The organism is Sphingomonas sp. (assembly GCF_965248875.1).
Lineage (GTDB): Bacteria > Pseudomonadota > Alphaproteobacteria > Sphingomonadales > Sphingomonadaceae > Sphingomonas.
On the sequence record NZ_CBDFKR010000003.1, the window covers coordinates 291,888 to 308,177 of the forward strand.

A 16,290-nucleotide genomic window follows, 5' to 3' on the forward strand; every position below is an offset into this window, starting at 1 on the left:
CCGACCCTTTCGTTTGCGGCATCGCCCGGCTAAGAGCGCAGCCTTTCCCCGTTGCCGGAGTACCCCTTGGCCCGTCCGCCCGCCACCGACGAAGCATTTCTGCGCGAGGTCGACGAAGAGCTGCGCCGCGACCAGATCGCGGACGCCGCACGACGCTGGGGCCGGATCGCGGTGGTGGCGGTTATCGCGGTACTCGCGGCGTTCGGCGGATGGCTGTACTGGCAGAGCCACAACGAGAAGCGCGCGGGCGTCGAAGGCGAACAGCTCGCCGCGGCTTATGATCATCTCAACGCCGGGCGCCCTGCCGAGACGGCGCAGGCGCTCGCGCCATTGGAGCAGGCGCACGGCGGCGGCACGCGCGCCATGGCGCTGCTGACCGAAGGCGACATCCTGCTGGCGCAGAACAAGCTGCCGCAAGCGGTGGCGAAATACGCCGCCGTCGCCGGCGATGCTTCGTTAGGGCAGCCGTTGCGTGATCTCGCCACCATCCGCCGGACCGCGGCCGAGTTCGACACGATGCCGCCGCAGCAGGTGGTCGAGCGGCTGCGCCCGCTGGCCGTCGCCGGCAATCCCTGGTTCGGTAGCGCGGGCGAGATGACCGCGGTCGCCTATCTCCGCCAGAACCGCCGCGATCTTGCCGGGCGGCTGTTCGGTCAGATCGCGCGAGACGAGGGCGTGCCGGAAACCATCCGTCAACGCGCGGTTCAGATGGCCGGTTCGATGGGCGTCGATGCCGCCCCTTCCGCAGGAGCTACACCTACCCCATGAGCACCTATTTCCGCGCGCCGCTGATGGCGGCGGCCCTGATGGCGCTGGCCGGCTGCGGCATCTTCAAGGGCGGGCACGGCCGCCATACGCCGACGGTCGGCAATCGTGTGCCGATCCTGGTCAGCGAGACGTCGATCGCCGCCGATCCCAGCATCGCCACCGTCGAGGTGCTGCTGCCCGCCGCCGCCGTCAACCCGGGCTGGACGCAGCCGGGCGGCAATGCGCAGAAGTCGATGGGCCAGCTGGCGCTCGGCGAGGCGCCGCAGCGGCTGTGGTCGGCGCAGATCGCGGGCGGCTCCAACCGCGAACGGCTGGCGGCCACCCCGGTGATCGCCGACGGCAAGCTGTACATCGTCGACGTCGATGCGCAGGTCCACGCCTTTGCCGCCGACACCGGCGCGGCGCTGTGGACGGTCGGCATCCCGCGGGACCGGACCAATCGCGAGGCGCGCTTTGGCGGCGGCGTGTCTTTCGACGAGGGCAAGCTCTACGCGACCGACGGGCTCGGCGAGGTTGTGGCGCTGCAGGCGAGCGACGGCCATGAGCTGTGGCGCGCCAAGCCGGGTGGCCCGCTGCGCGGCAGTCCGACGGTGGCGAACGGCATCGTCTATGTATTGACCCAGGACGACCAGCTCTATGCGCTCAACCAGGACACCGGCGCGGTAAACTGGGCGGGTCAGGGTACGGCGGAAACGCAGGGCGTGTTCGGCGTCGCCGCCCCGGCCGCGGGGCAGGGGTCGGTGATCGCCGGCTTCTCGAGCGGCGAGCTCAACGCTTATCGCTACGAGAACGGCCGCCAGCTCTGGCAGGATGCGCTGGGGCGCAGCTCGATCTCGACCTCCGTCTCGTCGATCGCCGATATCGACGCGGCGCCGGTGATCGATTCCGGCCGCGTCTATGCGGTCGGGCAGGGCGGGCGCATGGTCGCGCTCGATCTCGGCACCGGGCGGCGGCAGTGGGAGCAGAACCTGGCCGGTATCTCGACGCCATGGCTGGCGGGCGAGTGGCTGTTCGTGGTCACCGACGACGCCCGGCTGGTCTGTCTTTCGGGATCAAGTGGCAAGGCGCGGTGGATCGCGCAGCTCCGGCGCTTCCGCAAGGAGCGCAGCCGCAAGGGGCCGATAACCTGGTTCGGCCCCGTGCTGGCGGGCGGCAAGCTGGTGCTGACCAACAGCGAAGGCGAGATCGTGTACACGTCGCCGACCGACGGCCATGTGCTGAGCACCGCGCGGGTGAGCAAGGACGGCTTCGCACTGGGGCCGGTGGTGGCCAATTCGGTGCTGTACACGGTGGATCAGCGAGGACGGCTGACCGCCTGGCGGTAGGCGAGTTTCCTCTCCCACGCCGTTGCGCGGCTCCGCCCTCTTCCCCTTCAGGGGAGAGGGAAGACGTGACGCGTTCACCCTGCTAGTCGCCGCTCATGTCCCTTCCCACCGTCGCGATTGTCGGCCGCCCGAACGTCGGCAAATCGACGCTGTTCAATCGCCTGGTCGGCAAGAAGCTGGCGCTGGTCGACGACCGGCCGGGCGTGACGCGCGACCGGCGGGAGGGCGACGCGCATCTGGTCGGGCTCGACTTCCGCGTCATCGACACTGCGGGGTACGAGGACCACGACGCGCAATCGCTGCCGGGCCGGATGCGCCAGCAGACCGAGGCGGCGGTGGCGCAAGCGGACGTTGCGCTGTTCCTGTTCGACGCGCGCGCCGGGATCGTGCCGCTGGACGAGGAGATCGCCCGCTGGCTGCGCGGGTCGTCGACGCCCGTGGTGCTGGTCGCCAACAAGGCCGAGGGCAGAGCGGGCGACCAGGGGGTGATCGAGTCGTTGGCGCTCGGTTTCGGCGACCCCGTCGAGCTGTCGGCCGAACATGGCGAGGGCGTGGTCGAGCTGTTCGAGGCGATCCTGCCGCTGCTGGAAGGCAAGGATGCGGTCGTGCCCGAGGCCGAGGAAGACGACCGCCCCGACGCGCCGCTCAAGCTCGCCATCGTCGGCCGCCCCAATGCGGGCAAGTCGACGCTGGTCAACAAGATGCTGGGCGAGGACCGCCTCATCACCGGGCCCGAGGCGGGGATCACCCGCGATTCGATCGCGATCGACTGGGATTGGGCGAGCCCGTCCGGTGAAATCCGGGCGGTGCGGCTGATCGACACCGCCGGGATGCGCAAGCGCGCCAAGGTGCAGGACAAGCTGGAGAAGCTGTCGGTCGCCGACGCGCTGCGCGCGGTCGACTTCGCCGAGGTCGTCGTGCTGCTGCTCGACGCGACGCTGGGGCTGGAGGCGCAGGATCTGCGGATCGCCGACCGGGTGCTGGAAGAGGGCCGCGCGCTGGTCATCGCACTCAACAAATGGGACGTGGCGGAGAACGCCTCTTCCCTGTTCAACGGCGTCAAGAAGGCGCTCGAGGACGGGCTGAGCCAGGTCAAGGGCGTGACGGTGATGACCGTGTCGGGGGCGACCGGCAAGGGTATCGACCAGCTGCTCCAGGCCGCGTTCGAAACGCGCGAAGCGTGGTCGAAGCGGGTCGGCACCGGCGAACTGAACCGCTGGTTCGAACGAGCCGTGGACGCCAACCCCCCGCCGGCGCCGGGCGGCAAGCGGATCAAGATGCGCTACGTCACGCAGGTAAAGACGCGGCCGCCCTCATTCGTCATATTCGGCACGCGGGTCGATCAGCTGCCCGCCAGCTACGAGCGCTACCTGGTGAATTCGATGCGCAAGGAGCTGGGCTTTGGCGCGGTGCCCGTGCGGTTGACGCTGCGCGCGCCCAAGAACCCGTTCGATCGCGGCCGGGAGGGCTAAGCGCGGACCTTCTCATCCGAATGGATGAGGGGAAACCGTCTGTTTACCGGATCGGGGTAGGGATGCTCAACAGACGCATGACACAGGCGTCCGGGGAGCCGATGAGTGGCAGTCGAAGGCAACAGCTTGGTGGACTGGGCCGCGTTTGGCCAGGCGCGCAGCGAACTGGGCGCCGGATTTGTGCGCATTCTCGGCTATTTTCGCGAGGACGGCGTCAAGTCGGTGGCGGCGATCGAACAGGCGATGCGCGCCAAGAGCGCCGCCGCGATCGTGATCCCCGCGCATACGTTGAAGGGTGAGGCGCGTCAGTTCGGGGCGGAGCCGCTCGCGCTGCTGGCGGAACAGATCGAGATGACCGCGCGCGACTGTGTCGAGCGGCACGACACGCCGGAGGATGCGCTGCCGCACATCGTCAAGCTCAGGCCGCTGTTCACGCAGACGCTGGAGCTGCTGGAACGCGAGGCCAACCCGCTGGTGGCGCGCAAGCCGCAGGGCGGCGGCTTCGGGCGGCGGGTGGCGAGCTACTGACGCGGAAGTTGAGGAGGTTGAGGCGTAATCTCGCATTCCCTGCCCCGGTGCCGATCCCGGAAGTAGAGGCTAAGTAGAGGCATAAACGCCTTTCACCCAACCACGCCTGGTGCGTGGCGCGGCAAGCCGCCGGCGTACTTCGGCGATGTCAAAGAGCACTCGACACGCTACCACCGCGCTGCGCCTGTAGGACAGCATTATCGTTCGCGCCGCGCGAACGCGACTGCGCTCAGCCCTTGAGATGGGCGCCGCCCCGGCATTCGGCTTGTCGTCCTCGCTCATCGCATTGAGCTGCACATAATTGTGCAGCCCCATCCGGGCGATCATCTCGAACTGCCGTTCCAGCGTGTCGACATGCTCCTCCTCACTGGCGAGGATGCGTGCGAACAACTCGCGGCTGATAAAGTCCCTCGCGCCTTCGCAATAATCGATCGCGCCCTTGAGCTGCTCCACCGCCTCCAGCTCCATCGCCAGATCGGACTTGAGCACCTCCTCGACGGTCTCGCCGATCCGCAACCGGCCGAGCAGCTGGAAATTGGGCAGCCCGTCGAGAAAGAGGATGCGCTCGGCCAGCCAGTCAGCGTGCTTCATCTCGTCGATCGATTCGGCGCGCTCGTACTGGGCGAGCTTGTAGACGCCCCAATGGTCGAGCAGGCGGTAGTGCAGCCAATATTGGTTGACCGCGGTCAGCTCGTTCTTGAGCGTTTCATTCAGCAGCTCGATGACCCGCGGGTCGCCTTTGATCGCCATGCCGTCCTCCGTCGCCCGAGCTCAGGCGGCAGCCCGCTCTTCGTCGAGGATGGCGCGCGCGGCGAGGGTGCATTGTCCGCATTTGGGCTGGCAGCCGAGCGCTGAATAGGCTTGGCAGGGCGTCGTGCAGGTGCGCGCGACGCCGCGAATCTGATGCTCGCGAATCGCATTGCAGATGCAAACGACCATCAACCGCTCCTTCTCTAAGCGGTCTGTAGTGCTAATGAGAACTGTTCGCAAGCGTGTTATGAGTCTGTCGCAGTAGCGATTACGCCAGAGCGGCGTCCGTACCCATCAGCGCCGGAAAGAACGCCTCATGCGCTGTTCGTAGTGTTGCCAGCGGTACGGCATAGTCGGCATGCGCGCGCTCGAAAATCAGGCGGGTGCCGCCGGTGCGGCCGAGCGGGGCGGCCTCGACATCGGCGACGTGGGCGGCGTGGAAGAAGTCGAGCAGCGCGTGGTCGTCGACGGTGACGACGTACACACCCTGATCCTCGCCGAAGAAGGCGCGGGCGCAGCCGAACGGCTGCGGCTTGTCGATGAGCGCGCCGACATTGCCCGCCAGCGCCATCTCGGCGAGCGTCACAGCGACGCCGCCGTCGGCTACGTCGTGGCAGGCGGTGACGTGCCCGGCCTCGATTTGACCGCGGATGAAGTCGCCGGCCTTGCGCTCGGCGGCGAGGTCGACCGGCGGCGGCGGGCCCGCGTCGCGGCCCTGGCGGCCGCGCACCTCGCGCAGCCACAGCGTCTGGCCGAGATGACCGCTGCGGGTGCCGATCGCCAGGATGACGTCGCCGGGCTGCTTGAATGCGATCGTGGCGGACTTGCGCCAGTCCGCCAGCAGCCCGACGCCGCCGATCGCGGGAGTGGGCAGGATCGCCGAACCGCCGCCGATCGCCTTCGACTCATTATACAGCGAGACGTTGCCGCTCACGATCGGGAAGTCGAGCGCGCGGCAGGCCTCGGCCATGCCTTCGATGCAGCCGACGAACTGGCCCATGATCTCGGGCCGCTCGGGATTGGCGAAGTTCATGCAGTCGGTCGCGGCGAGCGGGGTCGCGCCGACCGCGCAGAGGTTGCGCCACGCCTCCGCAATCGCCTGCCGACCGCCCGCGACCGGGTCGGCGAAGCAATAGCGCGGTGTGCAGTCCGTCGTCATCGCCAGCGCCTTTTGCGTGCCGTGGACACGTACGACGGCTGCGTCGCCGCCGGGGCGCTGAACGGTGTCGGCGCCGACCATCGAGTCATACTGCTCCCAGATCCAGCGGCGGCTGGCGAGATCGGGCGAGCCCATCAGCGCGAGGAGGTCGGCGGCGATGTCGGTCGCGTCGGGCAGCTCGCCGAGCGGGGCGGGGGGCGTGGTCGGGGTCCAGGGCCGGTCGTAGCTCGGCGCCTCGTCGGCGAGCGGGCCGAGCGGGATGTCGCAGACGATCTCGCCGCGATGGCGCAGGACCATCCGCCCGGTGTCGGTGACGCGGCCGATCACCGCGAAATCGAGCTCCCATTTGCGGAAGATCGCCGCCGCTTCCGCCTCGCGCCCGGGCTTGAGGACCATCAGCATACGCTCTTGCGATTCCGACAGCATCATCTCGTAGGCCGACATGCCGGTTTCGCGCTGGGGCACGTCGTCCATCACCAGCTCGATGCCGACGCCGCCCTTCGACGCCATCTCGACCGAGGACGAGGTGAGGCCCGCCGCGCCCATGTCCTGGATCGCGACGATCGCGTCGGAGGCCATCAGTTCGAGGCAGGCCTCGATCAGCAGTTTTTCGGTGAACGGGTCGCCGACCTGCACCGTCGGACGCTTCTCCTCGCTGTCGGCGCCGAAGTCTGCGGACGCCATGGTCGCGCCGTGAATGCCGTCGCGGCCGGTCTTCGACCCGACATAGACGATCGGATTGTCGACGCCCGACGCGGCCGAATAGAAGATCCTGTCCCGATCGGCGATGCCGACGGTCATCGCGTTGACCAGGATGTTGCCGTCATAGGCGGGATGGAAGTTCACCTCGCCCCCGACCGTCGGCACGCCGACACAGTTACCATAGCCGCCGATACCTCGAACCACACCCGCGATGAGGTGACGCATGCGGGGATGATCGGGTCGACCGAAGCGCAGCGCATTGAGGTTCGCGATCGGCCGCGCGCCCATCGTGAACACGTCGCGCAGGATACCCCCGACACCGGTTGCGGCGCCCTGATAGGGTTCGATGTACGAGGGGTGGTTGTGCGACTCCATCTTGAAGATCGCCGCCTGGCCGTCGCCGATGTCGACCACGCCGGCGTTCTCGCCGGGACCGCAAATCACCCGGGCCCCGGTGGTGGGCAGCTTCTTGAGGTGGATGCGGCTGGATTTGTACGAACAATGCTCCGACCACATCACGGAGAAGATGCCGAGTTCGACGAGATTGGGCTCGCGGCCGAGCGCATGCAGGACGCGATCATACTCCTCGGGCGACAGGCCATGTCGGGCGACGATCGCGGACGTGATCGGGGCGGGCGCGGGCTCGGCGGTCATGCCCCACGCCCTAGCCGCGAGAAGCGGGCGCGTCACGCGCGGCCGGAGGGCCTGGAAGGGGGGGGCAGGAACGATGTGGTTGCGCATGCGTACCTGCCTCGCGCTATTCGGAGCAACCCCATGAAGATCATCGCCCTGTCCGCTCTTGCCGCCGTGGCGCTCGCTGGCGCCGCCCAACCAGCCGCGGCGCGTCACTATACCCGCGTCGTCCACGGCCCCGTGCGGCTGCTCCCGCACCATCGCATCAAGCGGTGCGAAGTGAAATACGTCGCGCATCACCGCGTCAAGAAGTGCAACTACCACTAAGCCGCACGCCGGTTCGATAGGGACTGGCGGTTGCGCCGCGGACGCGGCAATCCCCCTCGGCGCGGCAGGGTCGTTGCGCGAGGGGATCGCATGCGGGCGGTAGCGGGGTTCGCGATCTTCGCATCGGCGGCGACGGCGGCGACCGCGCAGCAAGCGCCGCCGGCGTTATCGTCCGCGACCGGCTCCGACGTCACGGTGGTGGCGAACGTCGCCGCCCGCAGTCCGTGGAAGCGCGCCGAAACGGCGCATGTCGTCGTCACCGGCAAGCTGGGCGACGCCGAGCTGGCGAAGGTCGCGATCGACTTGGAGCGGCTGTATGGGCTGTTGACGCGGCTCTACCGCCACGGCGATCCGCATGACGAGACCGCGAAGCTGCAGGTGACGCTGATCGAGTCGCGCGACCGCTTCCACGCGCTCGGGCTCGACGCCGGCGGCGACTCCTACGCGGCGCCCTTCGCGGGCGGCTATTATTACGCGCCGGGCGACGATGGCGACGTGCTGGCGGTCGTCCAGGCCGATCGCGACATCAGCACCAACACTCGCCGCGCCGCCAGCCTGACCTGCGACGATGTGGCGCAGGGCGGCGGGGCGGCGGAGGACGCGATGCAGGGCGGCGTGTCCTGTTCGCATCTGACCCCCAACCTGCCGGTGCGGCGGGCGTGGCGCGGCGAGCTGTATGGCGCGTTCGCCGAGCATTTCATCCTGACTCATGTGCCCGCGGTCTATCCGCGCTGGTATCTCGACGGCATCGCCGCCTTGTTCTCGACCGTGCAGGTGCGCGGTGACGGGGCGGTCGACTATGCGCGGCCGCCGATGCGCTATGGCGACATCGTCCGGGCCTATGGCGATGTCGACGTCGCGGCGGTGCTGAGCGGCCGCTATCTGGACCCGCCAGCCCAATCAGGCGGCGCGCCGCGCGGCGGTGCGGCGGTGTGGACGCCGTACCATGCCTGGCTGCTGGCGCATTATTTCCTCTTCTCGCCGCTGCCCGCGGCGCGCAGCCGACAGTTCGCGCAGTATATGGCCGCGGTCCATGACGGCGCGCCGCTCGCCCAGGCCGCGACGGCGTTCACCGACCCGGGGCGGCTTCAGCGCGAACTGAACGACTATCCGGCGCGGACGCTGTCCTATGCGCGGACCGCGACGCCGGGCGCGGCGATCGACCCGCCGCTGGTCACGGCGTTGAGCCCGGCGGCGGGGGCGGCGGTGGAAATGCGATTAGCGATGCCAGCGCGGCTGGCGGGGCCGGCGGCAGCGCAGGCAGACTGGCTGGCGGCGGTGCGCGCGACGACGGCGACGCCGCCCTATGACGCCGAGGCGATGCTGTTCGCGGCGGAGGCGGCGTGCCGCGGCGGCCGGTACGACGACTGCCTCGCCGCCGCCGAGCGCGTCCTAACCGCCACGCCGACCGACGCGCGCGCGATGGGCTGGCAGGCGGAGGCGCTGACCGGGCAGGCGATCGCCGGTGCTGCTGCCGATCGGGCCGCGATGCTGGCGCGCGCGCGGGCGGTGGCGCAGCGGGCGACGGAACTCGACCAGGGTACGCCGTTGGCCGCGCTGGCGTGGGTGTGGAGCTATACCGCGGCGGGCGAGCGCGCGCCGCCGGCGGCGCTGGCCGCCTTGGCGCACGCGGTGCGAAGCGTGCCCGCGGCGCCGGGGCCGCGGCTGGCGCTTGCCGCGGAGCTGATCCGGCAGGGCAGGCCGGACCTCGGCCGTCGTCTGCTGCAAGTTGTCGCGTTGGGCCCCTACGACACGGCCGATCGCCGGACCGCGCAGGCGCTGCTCGCCGGCGCCGCGCCCACAAGCTGAACGGTCAGATCGCGCCGGACGCCAGCTTGCTGCGGACGATCTCGAACGCCCGCGCCTCAAACGCCGACTCATCGCCCCAGTCGGGGCTGCGGCCGTAATTCTCGTGCGCATCGTTGACGAACGCCCCGAGGGTGAAGCTCTTGGCGCGCGGGACCACCGTTGTCTCGCTGTCCTCGGACGCGAAGAGGCTGCCGAACATGTCCGCCGACTCCTCTGCGCTCACCCACAGGACAGGGTCCTCCACCCCGGTGCGGTGCAGCGCGAGGAGGTATTTGTACGCGACCAGCCCGATCGCCTCGATGTCGGCGAGTAGTTCGACCCAGTGACGGTCGTCGATCCAGCCGGCGCGCACCTGCCGCGCGCCCGAGAACATCGGTTTGTACATCGGCACTTCCCCCGTTGCGGGCTCCCGCCGCTTTCCCGACGGCGGTCGCCCTAGACGTAAGGCGGCAGCGTATTGCCTTTCGGGCTCAGCGTGAAGACCTCACAGCCCGTCTCGGTGATGCCGATCGAATGTTCGAACTGCGCCGACAGCGACCGGTCGCGGGTGACCGCAGTCCAGCCGTCGTCGAGCAGCTTCACGTCGGGGCGGCCGATGTTGATCATCGGTTCGATCGTGAAGATCATGCCGGGGCGCAGCGCCGGGCCGGTGCCGGGCTTGCCGACATGGACGACCTCCGGCGCGTCGTGAAACAGGCGGCCGACGCCGTGCCCGCAAAAGTCGCGGACGACGCCGTAACGATGCTTCTCGGCATGACGTTGGATGGCGTGCGCGACGTCGCCCATATGGTTGCCGGGCCGCGCCTGCTCGATGCCGAGCATCAGGCATTCAAAGGTCACCTCGACCAGCCGCCGCGCCTTCAGGGGCACGTCGCCGATCAGGTACATGCGGCTGGAGTCGCCGTGCCAGCCGTCCAGGATCGGGGTGACGTCGATATTGACAATGTCGCCCGCCTTCAGCGTCTTCTCCGACGGGATGCCGTGGCAGACGACATGGTTGATCGAAATGCAGGTCGAGTGAGTGTAGCCACGATAACCCAGCGTCGCGGGCAGCCCGCCCGCCGCCACGATGAAGTCGTAGATCAGCCGGTCGATGGTCGCGGTCGTCACCCCCGGAACCATGTGCGGCACCAGCATGTCCAGCGTCTCGGCCGCGAGCCGCCCGGCCCTGTGCATGCCTGCAAACGCGGCCGCGCCGTGGAGCTTGATCGCCCCCGTGCGCGTCATCGGCGCATCGGCGGCAATGGTCAGGTAATCGGTCATCGCCGGGCGATATAGCGTGACGGCGACGGCTTTGCGAGGCTAGGGTCGGTAACGTGAGCACCGAGCGTATCTGGACCGCCGCGCTGGTCGTGATCGGCGACGAGATCCTGTCGGGGCGAACGCAGGACAAGAACGTCGCGCAGCTGGCGAGCTGGCTCAACGTCCAGGGCATCCGGCTGGCCGAGGTGCGCGTCGTGCCCGACGTCGAGGCGGCGATCGTCGAGGCGGTCAACACGCTCAGGGCGCGCAACGACTATCTGTTCACGACCGGGGGCATCGGCCCGACGCATGACGACATCACCGTCGACGCGATCGCCGCGGCGCTGGGCGTCGCGGTCGAGCATCATCCCGACGCGATGGCGGTGCTGGAGCGCTATTACGCGACGCGCGGCGGGCTGACCGAGGCGCGCAGCCGGATGGCGCGCGTGCCCGCGGGGGCGGCGCTGATCCCCAACCGGCTGTCGGGGGCGCCGGGGATCCGCTGGGGCAACATCTTCATCATGGCTGGCGTGCCGCACATCACCGCCGGGATGCTCGATGCGCTGACGGGGACGCTGGAGGGCGGACGACCGGTGGTGTCGAAGCAGATCGGCGGCTGGATGGCGGAGAGCGAGGTCGCCGACATCCTGCGCGAGCAGGAGCGCGCGCACGAGGGCGTCGCGATCGGCTCCTATCCCTTCTTCCGCGACGGCAAGGTGGGAGCGAACTTCGTCGTGCGCAGCCCGGACGAGACGCTGGTCGACCGCTGCCTGGCGGACCTGACCGCTGCGCTGGAGGGGGCGGGGCGGACGGTGGTGGCGGGCGGGATCTAGCCGAGCGGCGTCGGCTGGGCCGGTTGGGGGCCGAGCGGACCCGGCGTACCATCGCTGCCCTCGCCGCCGGTCAATGGATAGGCGTCGCCCGACGCCGAGGCGCTGTCAAAATCCTCGCCCGGATTGCCGCCGCCGATCCCGGCGCCGCTGCCGTGCACCTCGCCCGTCGCCCGGTCGATCGCGGCGCGGCGGCCAGTGTCGGGCGGCAGGTCGCGGCCGTCGACCTGCGGCCGGAACGCCGGACCGGCCGCCGCCGCGCCTTCGGCGATCTCACGTCCGGCGGTATAGCCCTGGCCGGAATAGCCGTCGGGCGCATCGAAGGGGTTGGCGCCGCGCGGGCGTTCGGGGTCGACGGAACGGTCCTGCATCCGCCCAGAACGGGCGACCCCCCAGGACCGTTCCGTGTCGCCTCAGGCGGCCTGCAATACGCCGACCCGCGGCCGGCGGGAGCGCATCGCCGCGCCCACCAGCCCGAAGCCTAGGATCATCAGCGCCCAAGACGCGGGCTCGGGCACCCCGCCGACGATCGGACCGACGGGCGTCAGCGCCGAGAAAAGCACGCCCGACTGCGAGGTATAGGTTAGCCCGGTAGGCAGCGCCCCGAAGTTGAACGCGCTGGTCTGGCCGAAATCGCAGACCGAGTTCAGCACACCGCAGGCGATGTCGAGCGTCAGCGCGAAGCCCAGCTGCGACGTGCCGGCCGGAATGCTGATCGTCGTGCTGACCGCCCCGCCGAACAGGCCGCTGCCCGGCGTGCCGAACTTGGAAAGGCTGAAATCGGCGGCCGTGCCGGCGTTGAGCCATCGCTGATCGAAAAAGCCGTCGGCATAAGCGAGCGTCTGTCCATAGCCGCCGACTTCCTGGCCGCTGCCGGCGAAGGTGATGTTGCGGGATGGGTCCGCGATGTTCAGGTAGATCGCCGCGGTGTCGCCGTTGCTGCCGCCCGCGCCGGTGAACCGGCCGTCATAGGTGTAGCCGATGCCCAGCGTCAGGCTGTGCCCGGTGGTGTTGTTGAAGGTCACGGTGTCGCCGATGCGCGCGAGGCTGTAGGCCCTGCCGTCGCTGCCGGTGGCGGCGTAGGAATGGAGCTTGCCGTCGGTCAGGCTGCTGCTCGTGCTGATCGACGAATTGCCCGCCGACGCCGCCGCCCGATCGGTCCAGCCGCCGTTTGACGCCGTGGTGGAGACGGTGCCGTTTCCCTGCGCATAGTTGCTGGGCGCGCTGTAGCCGTTGCCGATGTTGCCGGACGCGGCCGACTGCGACGCGTTGACGGTCGCGCCGGCGCAGGCATGGGCATAGATCGTCCCCGCCGCGCCGTTCACGTTGTTATAGCATTTGTCGTACACGTCCGGCGCGTTCTGCGCGAACACCGGCGTCGCCGCCGCAAAGGCCGCGCCCAATGTGGTCGCGGCAATCAAAGTCCTGATGTTCACCCCTTAGCCCTCCTGTCGATCGAGACATTCAGAAAGGCGCGGGCGACCGGCAAAGCGGGCCACATGGGGCTAGGGCGTGCAGAAGTTTCTTTGCAGCGTCTGCGCATGGGGCGCGTTCTTGCGCGCGTCGAGCACGCCCAGCGTCCCTTCGCGCTGCAGCCCGGCCCAGATCGCGACGGCCCGGCCGGCGGCGGCGCAGGCCGGTCGCGGCTGGCCGTCCTTGGCGAGCAGCTCGGCATAAGGTGCGATGCCGATCGCGAGGTCGCGGCGGCGCTGGGCGTCCCCTGGCGACCCGGCGAGCCGCCGCTCGCGCAGGCTCACGCTCGCCAGCGACGGCGTCAGCGCATCGTGCGTCCGCCCCAGCTGATCGAGCAGCGCCGCCTTTTGCCCCAGCAGCACCAGCAGCTTCTTCTCCGCCGCGGCGTCGGGGCCGAAGCCGAGCAGCTGGGTGAGCGAGGCGATGCCGTCCTGCGCCACCGCCAGCGCGTCCGCTTCACGGCCGGGCATGTCGCCCAGCGAGCCGCTGATGTTGAACGCGCTCTCGCCCTTGCGGATCAGCCAGGTCGGGATTGCGCCGCGGGTCGCGATCATGCGGTCGATCAGCGCGTCGGCCTCGCGATAGGGGGCCAGCGAGCCGGGAATGTCGCCGCCATAATATAGCGCGTCGCCGATGCGGTCGAGCAGCTGGATCTGCAGCGTCGCGACCTGGTCCGTGAACGCCACCGGCCAGCGCTGCGCACGCAGCGAGGCCAGGGCGCGCCGTGCCCGGACCAGCGCCACGGCGGGTGCGTCGGCGGTCCAGATCAGGTCATAGGCGGCGTTCTCCTCCGACTGGATCGCGCCCGCCCGTGCGACCGGGTCGGCAGAAGCGAGCGCCAGCGCACGCGCAAAGGCGGCGCGGGCGGCGGCGTTGAGCGCCTGCGACTGCGCGCCGTCGCGATGCAGGCTCCAGCGGTCGGAAAGGACCCAGCCGAGCTGCGCCCAGACCGCCTCGTCACGCGGCCCGGCAGCGATCAGGCCGCGCAGCAGTGCTTCGGCGCGCGCCAGCGACACCAGCGCCAGATCGGGGTGCCCGAGATTGGACGTGCCCGGCAGCCCCTGGATCGCGGCGAGGCGGCGAAAGCTGATCGCGGTCTGTAGCTGCAGGTCCGCCGGCGCATCGGCCGCGACGTGCAGCCGATCGAGGTACTGCGCGCTGGTCGCCGCCAGCTGCGCGCGCGCGGCGACCGTGCCGGGCTTCGCGGCGAGCTGGTCGTAGAGATCGAACAGCATGAAGCCGGACAAGGTCCTGACCTCGCCGAAGCGGGCGGCTGCGCTGCGGCGGCTTTGTTCGGCGCGGACATAGCTGGAGGTCGCGATCAGCGAGGCGGCGCTGAGCAGGACCAGCGCCGCGCCCGTCGCCATCACGCCGCGACGGTGCCGCTCGACGAACTTTGCGATCCGGTAACGGCGGCGGTCCGGCATGGCCCTGACCGGCAGCATCGCGCGCCAGCGGTCGAAATCGGCGATGATCGCCGCCGCGCTGTCGTAGCGATGCGCCGGATCGGGATGCTGCGCCTTGGCCCCGATCGCCAGCAGCTCGCGATCGGCGGTCGCGCCGAACACCCGCGCGATCGTCTTGCCGAGCGCGAAGACGTCGTCCGCGACCGAGGGCGGGTCACCGGCCAGCCGCTGCGGGCTGGCATACTCGCGTGTCAGCGGCCCCGATCCGGCCGTGACCCCGGCGTCGACCGCGCATCGCCGCCGATCAGCGCGGCGATGCCGAAGTCGAGCAGCTTCACCGCGCCCTGCCGGTCGACCAGGATGTTCGACGGCTTCAGGTCGGCATGTGCGACCATCCGGCTATGCGCATATTGCACGGCGTCGATCGCCTTGACGACCACCGCGACCCGCTGCGCGTCGGTCAGGCCGGCCGCCGCCTCGTCGATCGGCCGGCCATCGACATATTCCATCATCAGCCAGGGCAGGCCGTCCGCCGTGACGCCGCCGTCGATCAGCCGCGCGATATTGGGGTGTTCCAGTCGCGCGAGGAAGCGCCGCTCGTCGTCAAACGCCGCAGCGGCGCGGTGGAGCGCGCGGCGCTGGATGAGCTTCATCGCGACCTTCTGCTCGTACAGCCCGTCGTCACGCTCGCCCGCCCACACATCACCCATGCCGCCCCGGCCGATGTGATCGGTGAGGCGAAACGCGCCGATCCGCGCCGGCGGCGGCGGCGCGGCCTCGTCGCCGGGATGGTCGCCGTCGGACAGCAGCGTCGGCAGCACGCGCGCGGCGCGGCCGGCGCTCGCCTCCAGCGCGGCGAGACGCGCGCGCACTGGCGCGGTGGCGTAACGGAGCAGCCGGGCGCGTAGCCGGACATTGTCCTCTCGCCCGGACAGCCGCTCGAATAGTGCGAGCGCGCGGCGTTCGACCTCAGGCGGGGACGGGTCCGGCATCGGCCTGGAGATAGTCGAGTAGCCAGGCGCGTCCCGCCGCCCGGCGCCGCTTGATCGTGCGTTCGGGCACCCCGCTCGCGACCGACGCCTCCCCGAAGGTCAACCCGAGCATGAACCGCAGCTCTACCACCTGCGCATGTTCCGGCGAAAAGGCGGCGAGCGCGTCCAGCGCCCGGTCGAGATCGGCGACGTCGATCGTCGCGCCTGCGTCGTCGTCGGGCCAGACGGTGACGAAGGCAGGAGCCTGGCGTTTGACTGCCGACCCCTTGCGCGCCTCGTCGATCAGCACGCGGCGCATCGTCCGCGCGGCCATCGCCAGCATGTGCGCCTTGCCCGCGATCGCCATGCGGTCGACGCCCATCAGCCGGATCGCTGCTTCATTGGCGAGTTCGGTCGCCTAGATCACGCGCGCCATGCCGTCGCGCGCCAGGATCGCGCGGGCGATGCGGCGCACATCGTCGTAGCAGGCGGCCAGCAGCGCCGCCGGCGTGCCGGCTTCAGCATGTCGCGCCGAGTCCCCCATGCGCCCGGTGTCGGGCGGAAAGGTGAAACGCGTAAGCGGCGGTGGTTGGACGGATGTCCCGAACATGCACCGCTATAGGCGGCGACGGCCCGCGACCGGGGCCACCCCGCGGCCGCGAGGCCGCCGTTGACGCGCGCCGCCACGCTGTGGCACGGCGGCGCCGCGCGGGGAACGCGGGTGTAGCTCAATGGCAGAGCAGAAGCTTCCCAAGCTTACGACGAGGGTTCGATTCCCTTCACCCGCTCCCGCGCCGCGCGCATTGACGCAGCGAGGCTGCGTCTAAGACGCGCCAGCGCGGCCGGGCCCGGCCCAAGCTGAGCTTCGACGGCGCGGCTTTGCCGCGGCGCCGCC

General features: G+C 70.0%; 15 protein-coding genes, 1 tRNA gene and 3 pseudogenes. 8 read left to right on the forward strand and 11 right to left on the reverse strand.

Annotated features, from left to right (window positions below; genetic code table 11):
* Nucleotides 1-66 precede the first annotated feature (66 nt).
* The 4 genes from ACP2AD_RS01685 (at nt 67) to ACP2AD_RS01700 (ending at nt 4,093) form a co-directional block, all read left to right on the forward strand.
* Nucleotides 67-768 carry a tetratricopeptide repeat protein gene (locus ACP2AD_RS01685; RefSeq protein WP_425228343.1) on the forward strand — a complete coding sequence of 234 codons (702 nt, stop codon included), beginning with the start codon at nt 67-69 and terminating at the stop codon, nt 766-768.
* Entirely contained in the window at nt 765-2,093 is a 1,329-nt protein-coding gene (locus ACP2AD_RS01690) for a PQQ-binding-like beta-propeller repeat protein (RefSeq protein WP_425228344.1), read from the forward strand. Before ACP2AD_RS01685 ends, ACP2AD_RS01690 begins: the two co-directional genes overlap by 4 nt.
* A gap of 95 nt (nt 2,094-2,188) precedes the next feature.
* Nucleotides 2,189-3,565, forward strand: coding sequence for a ribosome biogenesis GTPase Der (gene der / locus ACP2AD_RS01695; protein ID WP_425228345.1), 1,377 nt, complete (start codon nt 2,189-2,191; stop codon nt 3,563-3,565).
* 105 nt (nt 3,566-3,670) lie between these two features.
* Nucleotides 3,671-4,093 carry an Hpt domain-containing protein gene (locus ACP2AD_RS01700; RefSeq protein ID WP_425228346.1) on the forward strand — a complete coding sequence of 141 codons (423 nt, stop codon included), beginning with the start codon at nt 3,671-3,673 and terminating at the stop codon, nt 4,091-4,093.
* Nucleotides 4,094-4,360: 267 nt separating this feature from the next.
* Here ACP2AD_RS01700 and bfr read toward each other — a convergent pair.
* From bfr to purL, 3 genes and pseudogenes are all read right to left on the reverse strand, one after another.
* A pseudogene (gene bfr / locus ACP2AD_RS01705) lies at nt 4,361-4,837 on the reverse strand (bacterioferritin); the annotation flags it as partial.
* Nucleotides 4,838-4,864: 27 nt separating this feature from the next.
* On the reverse strand, nt 4,865-5,032 hold the full coding sequence (locus ACP2AD_RS01710; protein ID WP_425228347.1) for a (2Fe-2S)-binding protein: 168 nt from the start codon (nt 5,030-5,032) through the stop codon (nt 4,865-4,867).
* Between the two features lie 79 nt (nt 5,033-5,111).
* Nucleotides 5,112-7,358, reverse strand: a complete 2,247-nt coding sequence (gene purL, locus ACP2AD_RS01715; protein ID WP_425228348.1) for a phosphoribosylformylglycinamidine synthase subunit PurL — start codon at nt 7,356-7,358, stop codon at nt 5,112-5,114.
* A 120-nt stretch (nt 7,359-7,478) separates the two neighbouring features.
* On the opposite strand from purL, the gene ACP2AD_RS01720 reads away from it, so the two are divergent.
* Together ACP2AD_RS01720 and ACP2AD_RS01725 are read left to right on the forward strand one after the other, a co-directional pair.
* Entirely contained in the window at nt 7,479-7,664 is a 186-nt protein-coding gene (locus ACP2AD_RS01720; RefSeq protein ID WP_425228349.1) for a hypothetical protein, read from the forward strand.
* 90 nt (nt 7,665-7,754) lie between these two features.
* On the forward strand, nt 7,755-9,473 hold the full coding sequence (locus ACP2AD_RS01725) for a hypothetical protein (RefSeq protein WP_425228350.1): 1,719 nt from the start codon (nt 7,755-7,757) through the stop codon (nt 9,471-9,473).
* A 4-nt stretch (nt 9,474-9,477) separates the two neighbouring features.
* On the opposite strand, the gene ACP2AD_RS01730 is transcribed toward ACP2AD_RS01725, so the two are convergent.
* Nucleotides 9,478-9,858, reverse strand: coding sequence for a hypothetical protein (locus ACP2AD_RS01730; protein ID WP_425228351.1), 381 nt, complete (start codon nt 9,856-9,858; stop codon nt 9,478-9,480).
* A 50-nt stretch (nt 9,859-9,908) separates the two neighbouring features.
* Nucleotides 9,909-10,736: a type I methionyl aminopeptidase gene (gene map / locus ACP2AD_RS01735; protein WP_425228352.1), complete on the reverse strand. Its 828-nt coding sequence runs from the start codon at nt 10,734-10,736 to the stop codon at nt 9,909-9,911.
* Nucleotides 10,737-10,789: 53 nt separating this feature from the next.
* On the opposite strand from map, the gene ACP2AD_RS01740 reads away from it, so the two are divergent.
* On the forward strand, nt 10,790-11,548 hold the full coding sequence (locus ACP2AD_RS01740) for a competence/damage-inducible protein A (RefSeq protein ID WP_425228353.1): 759 nt from the start codon (nt 10,790-10,792) through the stop codon (nt 11,546-11,548).
* Here the strand turns inward: ACP2AD_RS01740 and ACP2AD_RS01745 are convergent.
* The 6 genes and pseudogenes from ACP2AD_RS01745 to ACP2AD_RS01770 form a co-directional block, all read right to left on the reverse strand.
* Nucleotides 11,545-11,916 carry a hypothetical protein gene (locus tag ACP2AD_RS01745; protein ID WP_425228354.1) on the reverse strand — a complete coding sequence of 124 codons (372 nt, stop codon included), beginning with the start codon at nt 11,914-11,916 and terminating at the stop codon, nt 11,545-11,547. The two genes, ACP2AD_RS01740 and ACP2AD_RS01745, sit on opposite strands and share 4 nt — an antisense overlap.
* Nucleotides 11,917-11,958: 42 nt before the next feature.
* Nucleotides 11,959-12,066: pseudogene (locus tag ACP2AD_RS01750) on the reverse strand (PEPxxWA-CTERM sorting domain-containing protein); the annotation flags it as partial.
* A gap of 984 nt (nt 12,067-13,050) precedes the next feature.
* On the reverse strand, nt 13,051-14,586 hold the full coding sequence (locus tag ACP2AD_RS01755; RefSeq protein ID WP_425228355.1) for a hypothetical protein: 1,536 nt from the start codon (nt 14,584-14,586) through the stop codon (nt 13,051-13,053).
* A gap of 89 nt (nt 14,587-14,675) precedes the next feature.
* Nucleotides 14,676-15,416, reverse strand: coding sequence for a protein kinase domain-containing protein (locus ACP2AD_RS01760; RefSeq protein WP_425228356.1), 741 nt, complete (start codon nt 15,414-15,416; stop codon nt 14,676-14,678).
* Nucleotides 15,394-15,798 (reverse strand): annotated as a pseudogene (locus ACP2AD_RS01765) (ECF-type sigma factor); the annotation flags it as partial. The pseudogene ACP2AD_RS01765 and the gene ACP2AD_RS01760, both read right to left, overlap by 23 nt.
* A 15-nt stretch (nt 15,799-15,813) precedes the next feature.
* Entirely contained in the window at nt 15,814-16,005 is a 192-nt protein-coding gene (locus ACP2AD_RS01770) for a hypothetical protein (protein WP_425228357.1), read from the reverse strand.
* A 107-nt stretch (nt 16,006-16,112) separates the two neighbouring features.
* Here ACP2AD_RS01770 and ACP2AD_RS01775 point away from each other — a divergent pair.
* Nucleotides 16,113-16,183 (forward strand) — tRNA-Gly (locus tag ACP2AD_RS01775).
* Nucleotides 16,184-16,290 lie beyond the last annotated feature (107 nt).